14 protein-coding genes are annotated in these 16,130 nt (G+C 53.0%); 7 read left to right on the forward strand and 7 right to left on the reverse strand.

Annotated features, from left to right (window positions below; genetic code table 11):
* The first annotated feature begins 36 nt into the window (after positions 1-36).
* Positions 37-1,557, forward strand: coding sequence for a heme biosynthesis protein HemY (locus AB6B37_RS15765; protein WP_371396813.1), 1,521 nt, complete (start codon positions 37-39; stop codon positions 1,555-1,557).
* 19 nt (positions 1,558-1,576) lie between these two features.
* Here the strand turns inward: AB6B37_RS15765 and AB6B37_RS15770 are convergent, their stop codons facing one another.
* Positions 1,577-1,939 carry a DUF1304 domain-containing protein gene (locus AB6B37_RS15770; RefSeq protein ID WP_371396814.1) on the reverse strand — a complete coding sequence of 121 codons (363 nt, stop codon included), beginning with the start codon at positions 1,937-1,939 and terminating at the stop codon, positions 1,577-1,579.
* Positions 1,940-2,080: 141 nt separating this feature from the next.
* Here AB6B37_RS15770 and AB6B37_RS15775 point away from each other — a divergent pair, with 141 nt between their 5' ends.
* From AB6B37_RS15775 to AB6B37_RS15785, 3 genes are read left to right on the forward strand one after another with little or no spacing between them, the layout of a single operon-like run.
* Complete coding sequence (locus tag AB6B37_RS15775; RefSeq protein ID WP_371396815.1) at positions 2,081-3,520, forward strand: Na+/H+ antiporter NhaC family protein; 1,440 nt, start codon at positions 2,081-2,083, stop codon at positions 3,518-3,520.
* Positions 3,521-3,522: 2 nt separating this feature from the next.
* Positions 3,523-4,923, forward strand: a complete 1,401-nt coding sequence (locus AB6B37_RS15780) for a carboxylesterase family protein (protein ID WP_371396817.1) — start codon at positions 3,523-3,525, stop codon at positions 4,921-4,923.
* Positions 4,924-4,936: 13 nt separating this feature from the next.
* A complete protein-coding gene (locus AB6B37_RS15785) occupies positions 4,937-5,401 on the forward strand; it encodes an avidin/streptavidin family protein (protein ID WP_371396818.1) in 465 nt (154 codons plus the stop codon).
* A gap of 24 nt (positions 5,402-5,425) precedes the next feature.
* Here the strand turns inward: AB6B37_RS15785 and AB6B37_RS15790 are convergent, their stop codons facing one another.
* The 5 genes from AB6B37_RS15790 to dnaK form a co-directional block, all read right to left on the reverse strand.
* Entirely contained in the window at positions 5,426-6,130 is a 705-nt protein-coding gene (locus tag AB6B37_RS15790; protein ID WP_371396819.1) for a tetratricopeptide repeat protein, read from the reverse strand.
* A 76-nt stretch (positions 6,131-6,206) separates the two neighbouring features.
* On the reverse strand, positions 6,207-7,364 hold the full coding sequence (gene dnaJ / locus AB6B37_RS15795; RefSeq protein WP_371396820.1) for a molecular chaperone DnaJ: 1,158 nt from the start codon (positions 7,362-7,364) through the stop codon (positions 6,207-6,209).
* Between the two features lie 3 nt (positions 7,365-7,367).
* Positions 7,368-8,480 (reverse strand): glycosyltransferase family 4 protein, encoded by a 1,113-nt coding sequence (locus tag AB6B37_RS15800; protein ID WP_371396821.1) that lies wholly within the window; start codon positions 8,478-8,480, stop codon positions 7,368-7,370.
* A gap of 20 nt (positions 8,481-8,500) precedes the next feature.
* Positions 8,501-9,124, reverse strand: a complete 624-nt coding sequence (locus tag AB6B37_RS15805) for a 2OG-Fe(II) oxygenase (RefSeq protein WP_371396822.1) — start codon at positions 9,122-9,124, stop codon at positions 8,501-8,503.
* Positions 9,125-9,213: 89 nt separating this feature from the next.
* The gene (gene dnaK, locus AB6B37_RS15810) at positions 9,214-11,127 is read right to left on the reverse strand and encodes a molecular chaperone DnaK (RefSeq protein WP_371396823.1); all 1,914 of its coding nucleotides are present in this window, start codon (positions 11,125-11,127) and stop codon (positions 9,214-9,216) included.
* A 279-nt stretch (positions 11,128-11,406) separates the two neighbouring features.
* Between dnaK and AB6B37_RS15815 the strand changes: the two genes are divergently transcribed.
* The 3 genes from AB6B37_RS15815 to AB6B37_RS15825 all read left to right on the forward strand — a co-directional run bounded on the left by AB6B37_RS15815 (position 11,407) and on the right by AB6B37_RS15825 (position 14,651).
* Positions 11,407-12,834: a hypothetical protein gene (locus AB6B37_RS15815; RefSeq protein WP_371396824.1), complete on the forward strand. Its 1,428-nt coding sequence runs from the start codon at positions 11,407-11,409 to the stop codon at positions 12,832-12,834.
* An 18-nt stretch (positions 12,835-12,852) separates the two neighbouring features.
* Positions 12,853-13,476 carry an alpha-ketoglutarate-dependent dioxygenase AlkB gene (locus tag AB6B37_RS15820; RefSeq protein ID WP_371396825.1) on the forward strand — a complete coding sequence of 208 codons (624 nt, stop codon included), beginning with the start codon at positions 12,853-12,855 and terminating at the stop codon, positions 13,474-13,476.
* A gap of 131 nt (positions 13,477-13,607) precedes the next feature.
* Entirely contained in the window at positions 13,608-14,651 is a 1,044-nt protein-coding gene (locus AB6B37_RS15825) for a glycoside hydrolase family 5 protein (RefSeq protein WP_371396826.1), read from the forward strand.
* On the opposite strand, the gene AB6B37_RS15830 is transcribed toward AB6B37_RS15825, so the two are convergent.
* A complete protein-coding gene (locus AB6B37_RS15830) occupies positions 14,648-16,054 on the reverse strand; it encodes an MATE family efflux transporter (protein WP_371396827.1) in 1,407 nt (468 codons plus the stop codon). The genes AB6B37_RS15825 and AB6B37_RS15830 overlap by 4 nt on opposite strands.
* Positions 16,055-16,130 lie beyond the last annotated feature (76 nt).

Genomic DNA, 16,130 nt, shown 5'->3' on the forward strand with positions numbered 1-16,130 from the left:
CACTGGGATTGACGGTAATAAGAGAGTGAAACGATTATGATGAAATATGTAATTGCCATTGTTTTTATTATGGCCGCAATTGCGGGTTTTTTGCTCTATATCGGGGATAGCTCACAGCTTGTGCTGACATCGACTAGCCCGCGCGGGTTTTTAAATTTTGACATCACGCTCAGCTGGAAGATTTTTACCGTTATTGCCACGCTGGCCCTCATCGGTATTATTTTGCTGTGGTCTTTTGTGACCTTTTTATTCCGCTTACCGGGTCGTTTGAAATCAGGCATGGGTCTACGCCGCCGTAACCAAGCGCTGGATGCAATGGAAGATGCGCTGCTGGCGGGGGCCGAAGGTGACGCGGATAAATCCCGTAAAAAGGCTGAACGGGCACGCGCTCTTGTCGGCTCTAATGCTTTGGGTCGAATTGTATCGGCCCAAGCCGCTGAAGCCTGCGGCGACAACCTCGAAGCGATGACACAATATGAAGCCATGCTCGATGACCCCAAAACGGAGGCAACGGGTCGCCGCGGATTGGCACAACAACGCCTTGCCACGGGCGATATTGCTGGCGCGATCGAGCTGGCCAAAACGGCCTATGATAATGACAAATCAGCCCATTGGGCCTTTGATGTTTTGTTCAAAGCCCAGCTTGAAGATCATCAATGGGCGGCGGCAAGCGAGACTTTGGCGCGCGGGGAACGCCGCAAGCATATTGATAAAGAAACGGCCCGCCGCCGCCGTGCTGTGCTGATGACGGCAGAGGCTGACCGCTTAACCGATGCAGGACTAGACCTTGAGACGGCATTAGAGCTAGCGCAATCTGCTGCGAGTACGGCGCCTGATTTTGCACCTGGCGTGGCGTTGGCGGCACGGCTTCTGACCAAATCTGATCGTGCGAAAAAAGCTATCAACCTGATCGAAAAAGCCTGGGCCGTGCGCCCGCATCCTGCGTTATCGCTCGCGATGAATGATACAATGGCGGGCGAGTCCGAGAAGACCCGCACAAAGCGTATCGCAGCCCTTGCCAAAACCAATCCCGGCCATTCGGAAAGTATTTTGATGATTGCTGAGGACGCGCTTCGACGGGGTGACGGCGTTGCGGCCTGGTCCGCGCTTTCGCCGCTTGTCGTGTCAGAGGCCCCGACCACACGTGTATGCCAATTGGCCTATCAGGCGGAAACTATGCTTGATAACGACGCCGATGCGCGGCTGTGGCTAGAGCGTGCGGCTGTCGCCCCGTCAGAACCCGATTGGTCAGATCTCGACCCGCAAGGGACGGCTTTTGATTATACCGACCAAGACTGGCGCCGCCTCGTCTTTAGTTTTGGTGAAACGGGCGAATTAATCCATCCACGGTTTGAAGCGGGGGCGGCACGCCGCAGCGTTGGCGTTAATGTCCCAACGCCCAAGGTGGAGATCGTCGCCGAGAAACCCGCTGATGATATCCCCGCTGCCAAAACCGCCACGCGTCAACCCGATGATCCAGGCGTGTTAAATGTTGATGCAGACGATTTGGCCGAACGGCTGGACAGTTTGCTGGGCGATGGGCCTAAAAAGGGATAGGGCGCATTGACTCTCAGGTTTAGGGTTTGCGAGACGACAATACCGTCAATCCAAGCGCGATAATAGCAGGTATAGACTGTACGATAAAGATTGTGGGTTTCACTGTGACCGCCCCCCAAACGCCCGCAGTAATGACGCAGAGCAAGAAAAAGATGACCACGTCACGTCGTTTGGACAATAGTCCCCAGCCTAAGCCAGCGACTAAAAATCCATTATAGAGACCTTGGTTCGAAGCCATAAAATCCGTCTGCGCCGCAAAAATTTCTGTTGTATTAAACATGGCGTAGCCAATGGGATGCGTCCAAAAAAACATTTCAACGATCATAAAACCCAAATGTAACAGAGCGACAAGTCCTGTAAAAATAATCGCCAGTGTTTTCATGATCATGCCCTAAGCGAGTGATGGCTGCTATATCTGAGGCTTAAGTCAATTAGGCCTTAGGCGCTAGGGTGTTTTCGTAATGAGCGGATTGCCCCATCTTTTCCCTCTTCCCCCCATCCCACTTCCCCGCTAACACGGGGTATGGAAAATTTTGGATTACTCTCTTTACTCCCGCCGGTTTTGGCGATTGGTCTTGCGCTTGTGACGCGGCAAGTGTTTCTGTCATTGCTCGCGGGGCTATGGGTTGGGTTTTTGATATTGGCGGGCGGTAATCCGCTGGACGGAACATTTGGGACGATTAACGGCCTTGTCGATGTGTTCACCGATGCGGGTAATACGCGCATCATTATCTTTACCCTCGTTGTCGGGGCGCTGATCGCCCTTATTCAGCGCTCTGGCGGGGTGCAGGGGTTTATTGACGGGCTTCTTGCTAAGCTTGAAAAAGCGGGCGAGGGCAGCCAAAGCCGCGTGAAAGTTGAATTGCTCGCTATGGCGACGGGCCTTGTGATTTTTATCGAGAGTAATATCTCTATCCTCACGGTCGGCACGCTTTACCGTCCCGTTTTTGATAAGTTAAATATCCCGCGAGAGAAGCTTGCTTATATTGCTGACGGGACGTCATCGCCAAGCTGTATCCTGTTGCCGTTTAATGCGTGGGGCGCGTTTATCACGGGGCTGTTGATGGCCCAAGGCATGGACGCACCATTTGGGGAACTGCTAAAGGCGACGCTGTATAATTTTTATCCGATGATTGTTATTATCACGATATTTCTAGTGATCGTCACGGGGCGCAATGTTGGCGAAATGAAAAAAGCCGAAGCGCGCGGCACGATATTGCGCGAAGGCGCTGTGCCCATGCTCGCGGGTGAGCTATCCGAGATAGAGATGAAAACGGGGCTGAAACCTCGCGCGCGCAACATGATTGTGCCCATTGCGGCCATGGTTTTACTCATGCCGACATTTTTGATTATGACGGGCGACAAAGGAAATGGCTGGCTCGCAGCGCTGCAAAGCGGTTCCGGCTCGACGTCGGTTTTATATGCCACGACCTTTGCCTGCCTCATCGCCTTTGTGATGTATAAGGCGCAAGGTCTGCTGGGTATTCGCGATATGTTTGATCTGTCGCTAAAGGGCATGTCGGGCATGGTGCCATTGGCCATTTTGATGGTACTGGCATTTGCGCTGGGCACGCTGTGTCGGGAGCTTGGCACGGGACAATATGTGGCTGACGTGGCGCGGGCCTATATGAGCCCCGCGCTGGTACCTGCCATGATATTCCTAACCGCCTGTTTCGTCGCCTTTAGTACGGGAACAAGCTGGGGGACATTTGCGATAATGATTGCCATCGCCGTACCGCTGGCCCAAGGCATGGATACGAATGTCAGCCTCGCCATTGCGGCGGCCCTTGGCGGCGGCGTCTTTGGCGATCACTGCTCGCCGACATCCGATACGTCTATCATTACGTCTATGGCGACGGGCAATGATCATATCGATCATATCCGCACGCAACTGCCCTTTGCGCTCATTGGTGGGGCGCTGACGACGGGGCTTTACCTTATCCTTGGATTTGCAGGACTTTAATCATGCTATCTTCGAAATCAGTTTTCGGCACACTCGGTGCCGCCCTTATCCTATGGGGCTGTTCCTCTGGTCCTACGCTGGACGTCGGCCAAGTCAGCACAACACAGGGCATCGCCCAAGGGGTCTCTGAGAACGGCCTGACGGGGTTTATCGGCATCGAGTATGCCCGCGCAGAGCGGTGGGACACCCCAAAAATTGCGCCAAGCTGGGACGGTGTGAAAACCTTTGACACGCCGGGCAGCGTTTGCCCGCAAAAGGGCTCAGAATCTGCATCGGAAGATTGCCTCTTTATCAATGTTTTCACGCCAGAGAATACAAAGCCTGGTGCGGATTTACCCGTTCTGTTTCAAATTCACGGTGGTGAATTTATCGCTGGTCAAGGCGGTAGCGGCCCTGCGGCACTGGCCAATCAAGGCTTTATGGTCGTGACGATGAATTACCGATTGGGACGGCTTGGTTTTTATGATTACGCCGGATGGGGGGCTGATGACCCGCGCAATTTTGGCCTTCTTGATGTGGTCGCGGCGCTAGACTGGGTGCGCAGTAATGCCGAGAACTTTGGTGGTGATAAAGATAATATCACCATAGCAGGACATAGCGCAGGCGGCATGATGGTGCAGCTTTTAATGGTCACACCTACGGCGCAAGGTAAATTTGCACGCGCAATTTCACGGGCGGGATACGGCGCATTTCCATTCCCAAAAGCGGCCAATTATACGGCAGAACAATTGGCGACGATGCGGATACAATCGCTGGATAGTTTAAAGCAAAAATCTGCGTCTGATCTTGTCAAAGAAACCCCGCACTTTATTCTGCCTTACATCGAAACCCCTGAAATTCCCGCGCAGCCCGTGGATATGTTCCGCCGCGGGGACCAAGCGCCTGTGCCCTATATCGCAGGGGGGAACAGCTTTGACGGTGGTGGCATCCTATATGGTGCTGGGTTTACCGATGACAGCTTTCTCGCGCTATTTGACGACCTGCCAGCGGTGAAAGATTTATACGCTGATGATTTTGCGGTCAGTGACGCCCAAGCTGCGCAGCGTATTATGGGTGATATTCGTTATGTGCTTTCGTCTCGCGAAACCGTGCGCGCCATGGAACAGCATGTCATTGGTGGTTATCTTTATTATATTGACGCCGACGTCGCGGGGCAGCCCGGCACGCCGCATGGCGCAGAAACGGGCCTCTTATGGGGCACGCGTCCCAATCCGATGCAAAGCTATTGGATGAATTTTATCCGTAACGGCGACCCTAATTCTGCTGATCTCCCGCGCTGGGAAGCGCATAGCAAGGACAATGATAGCTGGATGGTGTTCACGCCAAGACCAGACCCCAAAGACAATGTGCTGACGGATAAGCTGGATTATTTTAAAGCCAATCCAATCAAGACCCCAAATTAATTCAGCCACCTTAATGTATATGATGAAATCTATTTTACTTATTGCCAGCTTGGTTTTGGCGTCATGCAGTCCTGCACAAGGGGCTGATACCCCAACAGAGCAAAGCGCGCCCGCCATAATAGACGGGTTGTGGGAAAATGACCGTGGGTCGCAAGTCCGCTTTACGGCATTAGACGGTGAGCTATCAGGTGTTTACAAAACCAATGTCGGACAGCCTGATAAATCACAGAGCTTTCCCCTACGTGGTTTTGTGCAAGGCGACCAAGTCAGTTTTACCGTCAATTTCAAAGGATACAGCTCTATGACCGCCTGGGTGGGCCAGATGAGCGAGGACGCAGGCGGCCCTTATATCCAGACGCTATGGCACTTAACGCGCGATATTGATGACGCGAATGAGGCTGATGATTTATGGGGCAGCATCACAGCAGGGGCGAGCACATTTCGCCCTGTCATATCATCTGATGAGCCTAGCCCATAGGGTCAACCTAGCTGTTATATTGGACTAGCCTTCAAATTGCTCAAGCAAGGCGGATAGCTCTGTTTGGGCGGCTTTTATCTCGTCCGCATTTTCACACGCGTCGCGGCAGCGTTTTGCGGCGCGGTCAAGGGCACGCAAATGTTTGCGGGCTGTCTTGCTATCGCTATCATTTAAGGCCAGTAAACCCAGCCGTAAGTCAGCGTCAAAGAGGCGGTTATTCAGCGCCAGCGCCGTTTTAAAATTGTCCTCAGCCGCGTCAAATTTGCCGAGCTTTAATTGCGACATCGCCATCATATAACGCTGAAAGCCAAGGTCTTTGCCACTGGTCACGCCTTCGCCTGTGCGTTGTGCGCGCTGAGTTAGGCCAGACAGGTTCGGCGCAGCAGAAGTGGTGCGGACTTCGGCAGATCCACTGCCAGATCCAACAGCGCCGGGACCTTGGATGATTTCAGATGTGATAGAGCCCGTATTGGCACTGCGCACGTTTTCGCGCAATTGCATCTCATCGCGTTTGATACGGCGAAAGTTTTTTTGAAATTCAATTTCGGCAGTTGCAAAGTCGCCTGAAAAAAATGCGCCCATGGCCGGGTCGCCGCCGCGAATTGTACCTCGCGCAATAACCTCGTCTTCAATCGGGGCGCTCTGGGCGTAGCTCATATGGCCTAAGGCTAGGGCGCCCACGGTAAGGCATAATGTATTGATGAAAACAGCTTTTGATATCATGCGCATAAGGGTCTCCTGACGTCTGATACCATTTTATGACATCGTTGTCATAAAATCAATCCATCACGGTCAGTGCCCAATGCTAGTCTGTTAAATCATCCCAAAAGCGCTTGGCTTTATTAAAAAAGTTCTGCGATGCGGGACTGGTATCCACGCCTGATTCTGATGCAAACTCTTCTAAAATTTCGCGTTGGCGCTTGGTTAGCTTGCTGGGCGTTTCGACAGACAGTTCGACATACATATCCCCGCGCGCGGCAGACCGCAGCACAGACATGCCTTTACCGCGTAGGCGCATGCGTTTGCCAGACTGGCTGCCTTCGGGGATTTTAATCTTAGAGCGCCCACCATCAATCGTCGGGATTTCAATTTCTCCGCCAAGGGCCGCCGTCGCCATGGGCACAGGCGCGTTACAATAAAGGTCCGCGCCGTTACGCTCAAATAGGCCGTGCGGCTTTGTCGAGATAAACAGATATAAATCACCGCGCTGTCCGCCGCCATTACGGCTGGGCGCCGCGTCGCCTTGTCCCGTTAGGCGGATGCGTGTGCCGTCTTCGACGCCCGCGGGGATAGAGACGTCCAGCGTGGTTTGTTTGCGTTCTTGGCCTTGACCGTCACATTGACGGCAAGGGTTTGAGACATATTCCCCTTGCCCGCCGCAGGTTGAACACGCCCGTTCCATTGTAAAAAACCCTTGTTGCGTGCGCACGCGTCCTGCGCCGCCGCATGTTGAACAGGTCTCAACCGTGGCTCCTGGTTCTGCGCCCATACCGTCGCAGCGGTCGCAATCCTCCGCAATTGGCACGGTGATATCCATGTCCTTGCCCGCAAAGGCTTCTTCTAGGGTGATTTCCATCTCATAGCGCAGATCAGAGCCGCGCGCTTGGCGTTGCCGCCCGCCGCCGCCGCCAAACATATCGCCAAAGCCACCGCCGCCGCCCGCAGCACCACCAAAAATTTGAGAGAAGATATCGCCGAAATCTTGGAAGCCGCCTGCACCGCCGCCTGCGCCCGCTTGTTCAAATGCGCCGTGGCCCATGCGGTCATAGGCAGCGCGTTTCTGCGGATCAGATAATATGCCGTATGCTTCGTTCAGTTCTTTGAACCGCGCTTCGGCGCCTTCGTCATCAGGGTGACGGTCTGGGTGACATTCCATCGCCTTTTTGCGAAAGGCGGTTTTCATGGTTTTTTCGTCCGCTGTCTTTGCAACGCCCAGCACTTCGTAATAATCACGTTTTGCCATAATTTATATCCCTGACTTTTCGTCTGCCGTCAGATCTAAAATCTGCTTGATTTGTGTGTCCCACAATAATGTTCGCCCGTGGGCCTTCGCCGCCTGTCCCATGTGGTGACCCAAAGCGGGTTCGTCAATAAGGCGTAACAAAGCCTTGGTGACAACCGATTGATTTGTGCCGTCTACAACAAGGCCCGTTTTTCCGTCAATCACCGCATCGGGCGCGCCGCCCGCATCACCAGCAATAGAAGGCAAGCCGTGAAGCCCGGCTTCAATATAGGTGATACCAAAGCCTTCGCATTGGTCGCCAATTTTGCGGCCCGGTTGCATGAAAATATCGGCGCTTTCAAACAAAGCCGATTTTCGGCCGCCTTCGACGCGACCTGCAAAATGCACATGGTCAGTCAATTCGTGTTCATTAACGCGCGCCTCAAGACGTGGACGGTCATCACCGATACCCGCAATAACAAGCTGCGCTGGCACATCTTTGCCCCGTAATTCAGCGACAGCGGTGATGGCCATATCCACCCCTTTCCAATCGATCAGACGACAAAGCGACAGTAGGCGTATGCCATCCGACGGCCAAAGCTGCTCAGCAAAGGTCTCGTCCTCAGCGCTAATGGGGGCGGCGGGCTCGACGGGGTTATGAACGATATGGATTTTTGGCGTGCTCGCCCCGCCAACGGCGTTACCAACGCGCTGCGCCGTTTGGCTGGACACGGCAATGATGTGATCGACTTTTTCGAAGACCGCTTTCAGGCGTTTTACTTTGGACGTGTCCAACGGATATTCATTGCCGTGGGCATAGATAACAACGGACGGGCCCAAATTTTTAGGCAAATGCTCAGCGCTGCGCCAACTGTCGCAGAAAATACGGGACACAGCGTTTTCTTTGACGAGCTTGGCGATATAGGCGGCCTTTAGCCTTTGACGGATAAATTTAGGACCGCCAAATTGAAGACGGCTATAGGGCGCGTTTTCATCAACAATACCGCCCGTCTCGCGCGGCCTATCGGCTAGGACCATAACGCTATCATGAGCGGCGGCAGCCTTGGCCAGACCCTTCATCAGGGTTTGTTTGCCGCCAGAGTCGGGCGGAAAAGCTTGTGTTGAAATAATAATCATCGGGGGATTATAGCCGTCGTTTAACGCGCGAACGGATTGAGCTTTTTAAGGCGCATCTGAAGCCCGCCGCGATTTTCTTTGCGGGCCAAAGCGTCGTCATCAATCAAAAACGTGGTCTGCACAACATAGCGTGTCCCTGCAAAGGGCGGGTGGCCGTGCCAGCTGGTATCAGAGCGCGCAAAGGCAAATACGTTCCCCGTCAGCGGCTTAACCTCAAGCGCGTAATCATCCATATCCTGATCCCCGTTTAGCGCTCTGATGGCGCCGCCTTCATTGGGGTCCCAGTCTTCATTGAGGTAAACAAGGCAGGTGCAAATTTTTGAGACGCTATCATTATGGATGCGCCCATCGCCCGCTTTGGACTGTTTGCGTACGGTTATCATGCGCGGTTTATCACGCAGCTCTAGCCCTAATTTATCCGACAGAATGGCGGCAAATTGCGGGGACTGTAAATCCTCGATTAATTCGGCAAAGGCCCCGTGGACATTAAGCTTTGATAGCGGCCAGTAACCTGTCTTTTTGATGTCAGGATAATCGGCCCGTATGCGCGCGCCGTCAGCGTCTGACACGCAACCTTCTGCGGATAAAAAGGTGAAGGGCGAGGTTTTGACCGTGCAATTTTCTAACTGATTAAAATCCAGCATGATGTTCCCCTATCCACTTGACGCCCGAACGCATTTAAAAAGGCCTCTATGATAATCACAGAGGCCTTTTAATTTATCAATTCAAAGCCTTATGACTTGTCGTCGTCAACGTCTTCAAATTCGGCGTCAACAACATCATCGTCATCATCATCCGCCGCGTCGGCTGCGGCTGACATTGGGCCGTCGTCATCACCTTGGCCAGCGGCCGCATAGATGGCTTCGCCCATTTTCATGACGGCGGCGGTCAAGACCTGTACCTTGTCATTAATCACGGCTGTGTCATCCGTTTCAGCCGCTTCGCGGGCTTCTTTAATGGCCACTTCAATTGCGTCGCGGTCCTCTTGGCTGATCGACTCGCCGTGCTCCTTCAAGTCGGCTTCGGCTTTATGCGTCAGCGCCTCGGCTTGGTTTTTGGCTTCGGCCAGCTCGCGGCGCTCTTTATCAGATTCCGCATTGGCTTCGGCGTCTTTAACCATAGCGTCAATATCGGCGTCGGACAGGCCGCCGCTGGCTTGGATGCGGATTTGCTGTTCCTTGCCTGTGGCGTTGTCTTTGGCTGACACATTGACGATACCGTTGGCATCAATGTCAAAAGTCACTTCGATTTGCGGCATACCGCGCGGTGCGGGCGGAATACCGACCAGATCAAACTGACCAAGCAGTTTGTTATCCGCCGCCATTTCGCGCTCACCTTGCGAGACGCGAATGGTCACAGCTGATTGGTTATCCGCTGCCGTAGAATAGACTTGGGACTTCTTCGTCGGGATTGTCGTGTTACGGTCAATCATGCGCGTAAACACGCCGCCTTCGGTTTCAATACCCAGTGATAGTGGTGTCACGTCCAGCAGTAGCACGTCTTTAACATCGCCTTGCAAGACACCGGCCTGAATAGCGGCACCCATGGCGACCACTTCGTCGGGGTTCACACCTTTGTGGGGCTCTTTACCAAAGAACTTTGTTACAGCCGCCTGCACCGCTGGCATACGTGTCATACCACCAACAAGAACAACTTCGTCAATCTCGGCCGCCTTCAAACCCGCATCAGCAAGCGCTTTCTTACACGGAGCAATTGTGCGCTTAATCAGGTCAGCGACAAGTGTTTCAAGCTTGGCACGTGTCAGCTTCATATTCAGGTGTTTCGGGCCAGAGGCGTCCGCCGTAATAAACGGGAGGTTCACTTCATAAGATGACGCCGTTGACAATTCTTTTTTGGCTTTTTCGGCTTCTTCACGAAGACGTTGCAGCGCAAGCTTGTCACCTTTTAAGTCGATACCTGTGTCTTTTTTGAACTCGGCATTGAAATATTCGACAATGTGCATGTCAAAATCTTCACCGCCCAGGAATGTGTCGCCGTTCGTGGCTTTCACTTCAAAGACACCGTCACCGATTTCAAGGATGGATACGTCAAATGTACCGCCGCCCAAATCGTAAACAGCAATCGTTTTGCCGTCTTCTTTGTTCATACCATAAGCCAGCGCCGCGGCAGTAGGCTCGTTGATAATACGCAGCACTTCAAGACCAGCGATTTTACCCGCGTCTTTCGTGGCTTGGCGTTGGGCATCGTTAAAATAGGCTGGAACCGTAATCACGGCTTGGGTCACTTCGGAGCCAAGGAAATCTTCCGCCGTCTCTTTCATCTTGGTCAAGATCATGGCCGAAATTTCAGACGGGCTTAGGACTTTGTCACGACCCTGAATATAGGCGTCGCCGCCTTTACCTTTAACGATCTGATACGGCACAAGCTTGCTGTCTTTTTTCACGGCGGGGTCTGTCATCGCGCGACCAATCAGGCGCTTGACGGCATAATATGTGTGGTCAGGGTTTGTCACCGCTTGGCGACGGGCCGTTTGACCGATCAGGCGTTCGCCGTCCTCGGTAAAGGCCACAACAGAGGGTGTTGTGCGCTGGCCTTCCGCATTCTCAATAACGCGGGCTTTGTCGCCGTCCATAACGGCCACACAAGAGTTGGTTGTACCAAGGTCGATACCAATAACTTTTGACATGTTTCACTCCATTCATGAAGCCGCCCCTTGCGGCCCATAGGCTAGGTTTGATTTAAGACGGCCCGATGATGCTAAAACCAGCATCACAGAACCCGTTGAGCCCGATATGGGGGCCCATTTAAGACGTGCAAGGGTGAGCCGTGAGAAAGTTCACATTTTTGTGAGTCTTTATAAGGGGATGGATGAATTAAGCGGCGGGTAATGACGGCGTCCTTGCAGTTTTGTCATTTGAAATCAGCTGTCTGTCGGGGTTATGGTTTAAACCTTATTGGGGGATTTATGCGGGCTTTATTTTTAATGTTACTTTGCACTGCCCTCGTCAGTTGCGCACCGAACAAGAATGCGGACAATTCCGAACGAGATAAACCCTCCATAGACGCCCCGATTGCGCTGACCCTGACAGATGGCGGCGATGGGCCATGGACGGTTGATATAAAACGGCGAGGCACAGGCCCTCTTAACGGTGGCGACCTTTACGCCTTTTCACGGTCCACCAATGATTACCGCAGCGAAACATGGCAGTCTGTCACGGGCGCAGACTTTGCCCGCAAATATGGTTTTGATACGATTACGCTGACCGATAATCAGGCGCAGCTAACCCTCATGCCCTATAGCGGTATGATGCAGGCGAGCTACACGCCGTTCATTCACTTCTCGGATGGGGGGACAGCTGTGTTTGCAGGGCAATTTGATATGTTTGCTCTAAAAGATGAGGCTGCACTGGAAGCATTGGGCGGTGACGTTTATAATAATAAAGGTGATCTGTTTGCAGCGCCGCTGACGATAAAATCCTCGCGCCCCATTCTTTACGGGGGGCAAAGCTATGATGGGGAATTCACGCTCAACTTGGATGGCAAAGTGTCCTATGCCTATGTTGGCGAGACGGATATTACCCAAGGTCAAGACTTTGCTGGTGTAATTGACCCAGGCTTGCCAGACTGGATTTCTGGGCGATTTGATGACGATTTAACCCTTGTCTTTAAGGCGTTATCTGAGCGTTGGGGCTTTGGCCTAACGGATAAGGCAACCATATTACTCGCCTTTGAAGGCTACGAATTAGAGGGCTTATCCGCGACAGGCGGCGCGCTACCCGGTAATATGATTGTCATGCAGTTAAGCGGTAATCGTTTGCGTGAGGAAAACCCACGCATACTCTCTTATTTGCAATGGTTTTTCACTCATGAGGCCGCCCATTTATTCCAAGGTCACAGCGACAAGCATTACGCCCATAACCGCTATAGCTGGATTAACGAGGGCGGGGCCAACACAATGACATCGATGATATTGGTCGATAAGGGTTTGGTGGCGGATGATTATCTGCAAGACACTTACAGCAATAGTTTCAAGCGTTGCACAGAGGCGTTGGAAGGTAAAACGCTAGAGACTGCGATTAACAACGGGCCAGAGGGTAATTACGACTGCGGCGATTTGATAGGGCGCATCACCGATGCGGCTCTGCCTGATTATGATTTCTTTGATTTCTGGAATGCGTTCTTGGACGGGCTAGACGGTAATTTCACCGACGCTGATTATTTCAAAACAATGCGTGCGCTTGGTGCCAATGAAAGCGTCGTGAGCCGTCTAGAGGCTTTGACATCAGAGAAAATCACAGACGCAACTGGCCATTTACAAAGCTTGATGAATGATGCGGGTATAAAGACAACATTTGTGGACGGCACCATGACGGCAATTGCCTTTCCTGACTAGTCCCGCCAAATTGGATCTATGACACCCCAACCCCCATTTCCCCAAGGCTTCGCGCATTACCCGCTTTATTTTGACCCCGCGCAGCAAGCGGCCCTCATCGATGCTGTCAAAGCGGGGGTGAGCCAAGCGCCGTTTTATCAGCCGACGATGCCCCGCACTGGTGCGCCGTTATCTGTGGTGATGTCAAATTTCGGCTCGCTCGGCTGGGTGACGGATAAGGAAAAGGGTTACCGTTATGAAGCCGTGCATCCAAAAACGGGCATGCCGTGGGCGGCGCTTCCCGACGCGCTTCTGACGCTATGGCATAAGGTGACGGATTGCCCTGTGGCCCCCGAAGCCTGCCTTATCAACTGGTACCGCGCAGGCGCGAAGATGGGGATGCATGTTGATAATGACGAGAAAGAGGTGCGTGCGCCTGTGGTCTCTGTCAGCCTCGGCGATCCCGCCACGTTCCGTATCGGCGGACCTAAACGCGGCGGACGGGCCCGGTCAGTGAAGCTGCAATCGGGTGATGTTGTGGTGTTGGCGGGCGAGGCGCGGCTCTGTCATCACGGTGTGTCCAAAATTGATTACGGGCAAAGCGCGCTGGTGCCCCGCGGCGGGCGAATAAATCTCACGATGCGAAGGGTCAATCCTTATTAAAATCCATTATCAGTCGTTGGCATAAAAAGCCCGCCGCATCTATGCGCCAAGGGGCGCGCGGATATATCTGACGATGCGGCGTGTGAATCCCTATTAAGACTTCTTTTGAAGTTATCATTTATGCCCCTGATATGACCAGATTTAGCCTCGCACTTTTGACAACGGCCGCCCTTATCGCTTGCAGCCCTGTGGAACCTGCGCAAATGGGCGAAGCGCTGGCGACTGTGCCCACCTCTACCAAAACCGCCCATACCGACCACAGTTATTTTCCCGTGAAGCGCTGCATGAATATTGGTAATGCGCTAGAGGCTGAATATGAGGGCGCATGGGGTTATACCGTGCGCCGCCAAGATTTGGCGGCCATCGCCACTGCCGGCTTTGACACCATCCGTCTGCCTGTGCGTTGGGACCTTCGTACACAAACGCGCCCACCTTATAAAATAGAACAGGCCTTATTTAACCGCGTAGACGAAGTGATAGCTTGGGCCAATGCGCTGGGGCTCGGCGTTATTTTGGATGTCCATCATTTTGAGACGCTCTCTACCGATATGACAGGAGAGACGCCGCGCTTCCTTGCCATATGGAAACAAATTGCAGAGCATTATAAAGACGCGCCCGACACGCTTTATTTTGAGCTGTTTAATGAACCCACAGCGGACGCTGGCATGGGCCAAACCAATGCCTTATATGCCAAAGCTTTGCCAATAATTCGTGCAACAAATCCGACGCGGCCTGTGATTATTGGAGGTAACCGTTGGAATTCTGTCGATACTTTGGCGGATGTCATATTTCCCGATGATCCCTATTTGGTGGCAACCTTTCATGATTACGGGCCCCATGCTTTTACCCATCAAGGTGCGCAGTGGGATCCGAATCCGCCGCCCATTGGCCGGGGCTGGGGCAGCCGCGCGGATAAGGCGGAGCTAAAAGAAACCTATGATATTGCGCGCAAGTTTCAAGCCCGCTCAGGCTTGCCTGTTTTTGTGGGTGAATTTGGCGTCATTGATAATGTGCCTATTGCAAAACGGGCCGAGTGGACAAAGCTGCGCCGTCAAGCCATGGAACGCGAAGGCTATGGCTGGTGCGCTTGGGATTTGGTGGGCCGCTTCGCGAGTTATGATGAAGAGGCCGAGCAGTGGCTGCCGGGAATGAAAGACGCTTTTTTCGGGCGCTAGTTTTCCACCCGCAGGCGGCGTTTTACCCACAACACCCAAAAAAGCCGCGCGCCTAAGAATATGGACGCTGCCAGCAATCCCGCCGTCAGGCCGTACCAAATACCGTTCGCGCCAACATCCGTTTTCAGGCCTAAATAATAGGCGACTGGAAAGCCGATAATCCAATAGCTTATGCCCGTCATCACCATAGGGATTTGGACGTCTTTTAACCCGCGCAGCAATTGATTGGCGGCGACCTGGATGGCGTCAAAAAACATAAAACCTGCCGCGAGTGGCAAAAACCCAATGACTAGCGCGCGTATCACATCGTTTTCTGCGTCTGGCCCAACATAAAGAGCTGTGATGATATTTGGCGATAGCGCGATAGCGAGCGCCAAAATGGTCATGGTGACTGTCGATAGGGCAACACAGACGCTAGCCGCACGCTTAGCAGCGGGCAGGTTACCTGCTCCCGCTGCGTGACCAATACGCACGGCGCCCGCCATAGACAGACCCCACGGCACCATGAAAGCCAGGGACGCCACGTTTAACCCGATTTGATAGGCTGCCATTTCCATCACGCCAATGACACCCATTAAAAGAACGCCAGCGTTAAATAACATGCCCTCGAAAATCGTGGAGACACTGATTGGCCAGCCGAGTTTTACGACATCGCGGAAGCGCGGCCAATCGGGTCTATGCCAATTTTTAAACAGATCAAATTTGCACGCAGAGCTATCAAGCTTGATATAGATGATAAAGAAAACAAAGCTACAGAGCCCCGCCAAGGATGAGGCAATACCAGCGCCTAGCAGGTCTAGCTTTGGCGCGCCGAAGTTTCCAAAAATCAAAATGTAATTAAACACAGCGTTCAGACCCGCCGTCAGCAGGATAAGTAAAAACGGAATAGTGGTCTTATTAATCGCGGCTAGAAAATTCCGGAGCGCCATAACCCCCATCATAAAGGGCCAGCCAAACGCAAGAAGCGCCATATAATCACGCGCGCGGGATGCGATGGCAGGGTCTTGCCCCATAAGACTGGCGAGCGGTTCCATCGCCCAAATGACAATCACGAGCAGCGGGATAAGCGCGACAATCAACCAAAGCCCCATGCGCACGCTATGGCGCACATCTGTGTAATCGTGTTTATCCGCGCCCAGCGCTTGGGACACCAGCGGGGTCACCGCCATGACAGGGCCTGCCGCAATCATCCATAGCAAAAAGTTCACGACCAGGGCCAGCGACGCAGCGGCAATTTCTTCGGCACCAACACGGCTGATCATCAACAGATCAATGGTCAGGGTCAACATTGATACAATTTGCGCGGCCGCCATAGGCACGCCCAGCACCAAAAGCGCGGATAATTCCTCGCGCCAATTGGTGGACGGTTTTACGTCACTGCTATCTGTCAGGCCTGTATCCATGTCGCGCCAATATAGGGAATATCATAGGTTTCAAGAAAAACCCCGCCCGACCCTAAAATAAGGGTCGACCGGGGTC

The sequence above is a fragment of the Fretibacter rubidus genome (genome assembly GCF_041429785.1).
Taxonomy (GTDB): Bacteria; Pseudomonadota; Alphaproteobacteria; order Caulobacterales; family Maricaulaceae; genus Fretibacter; species Fretibacter rubidus.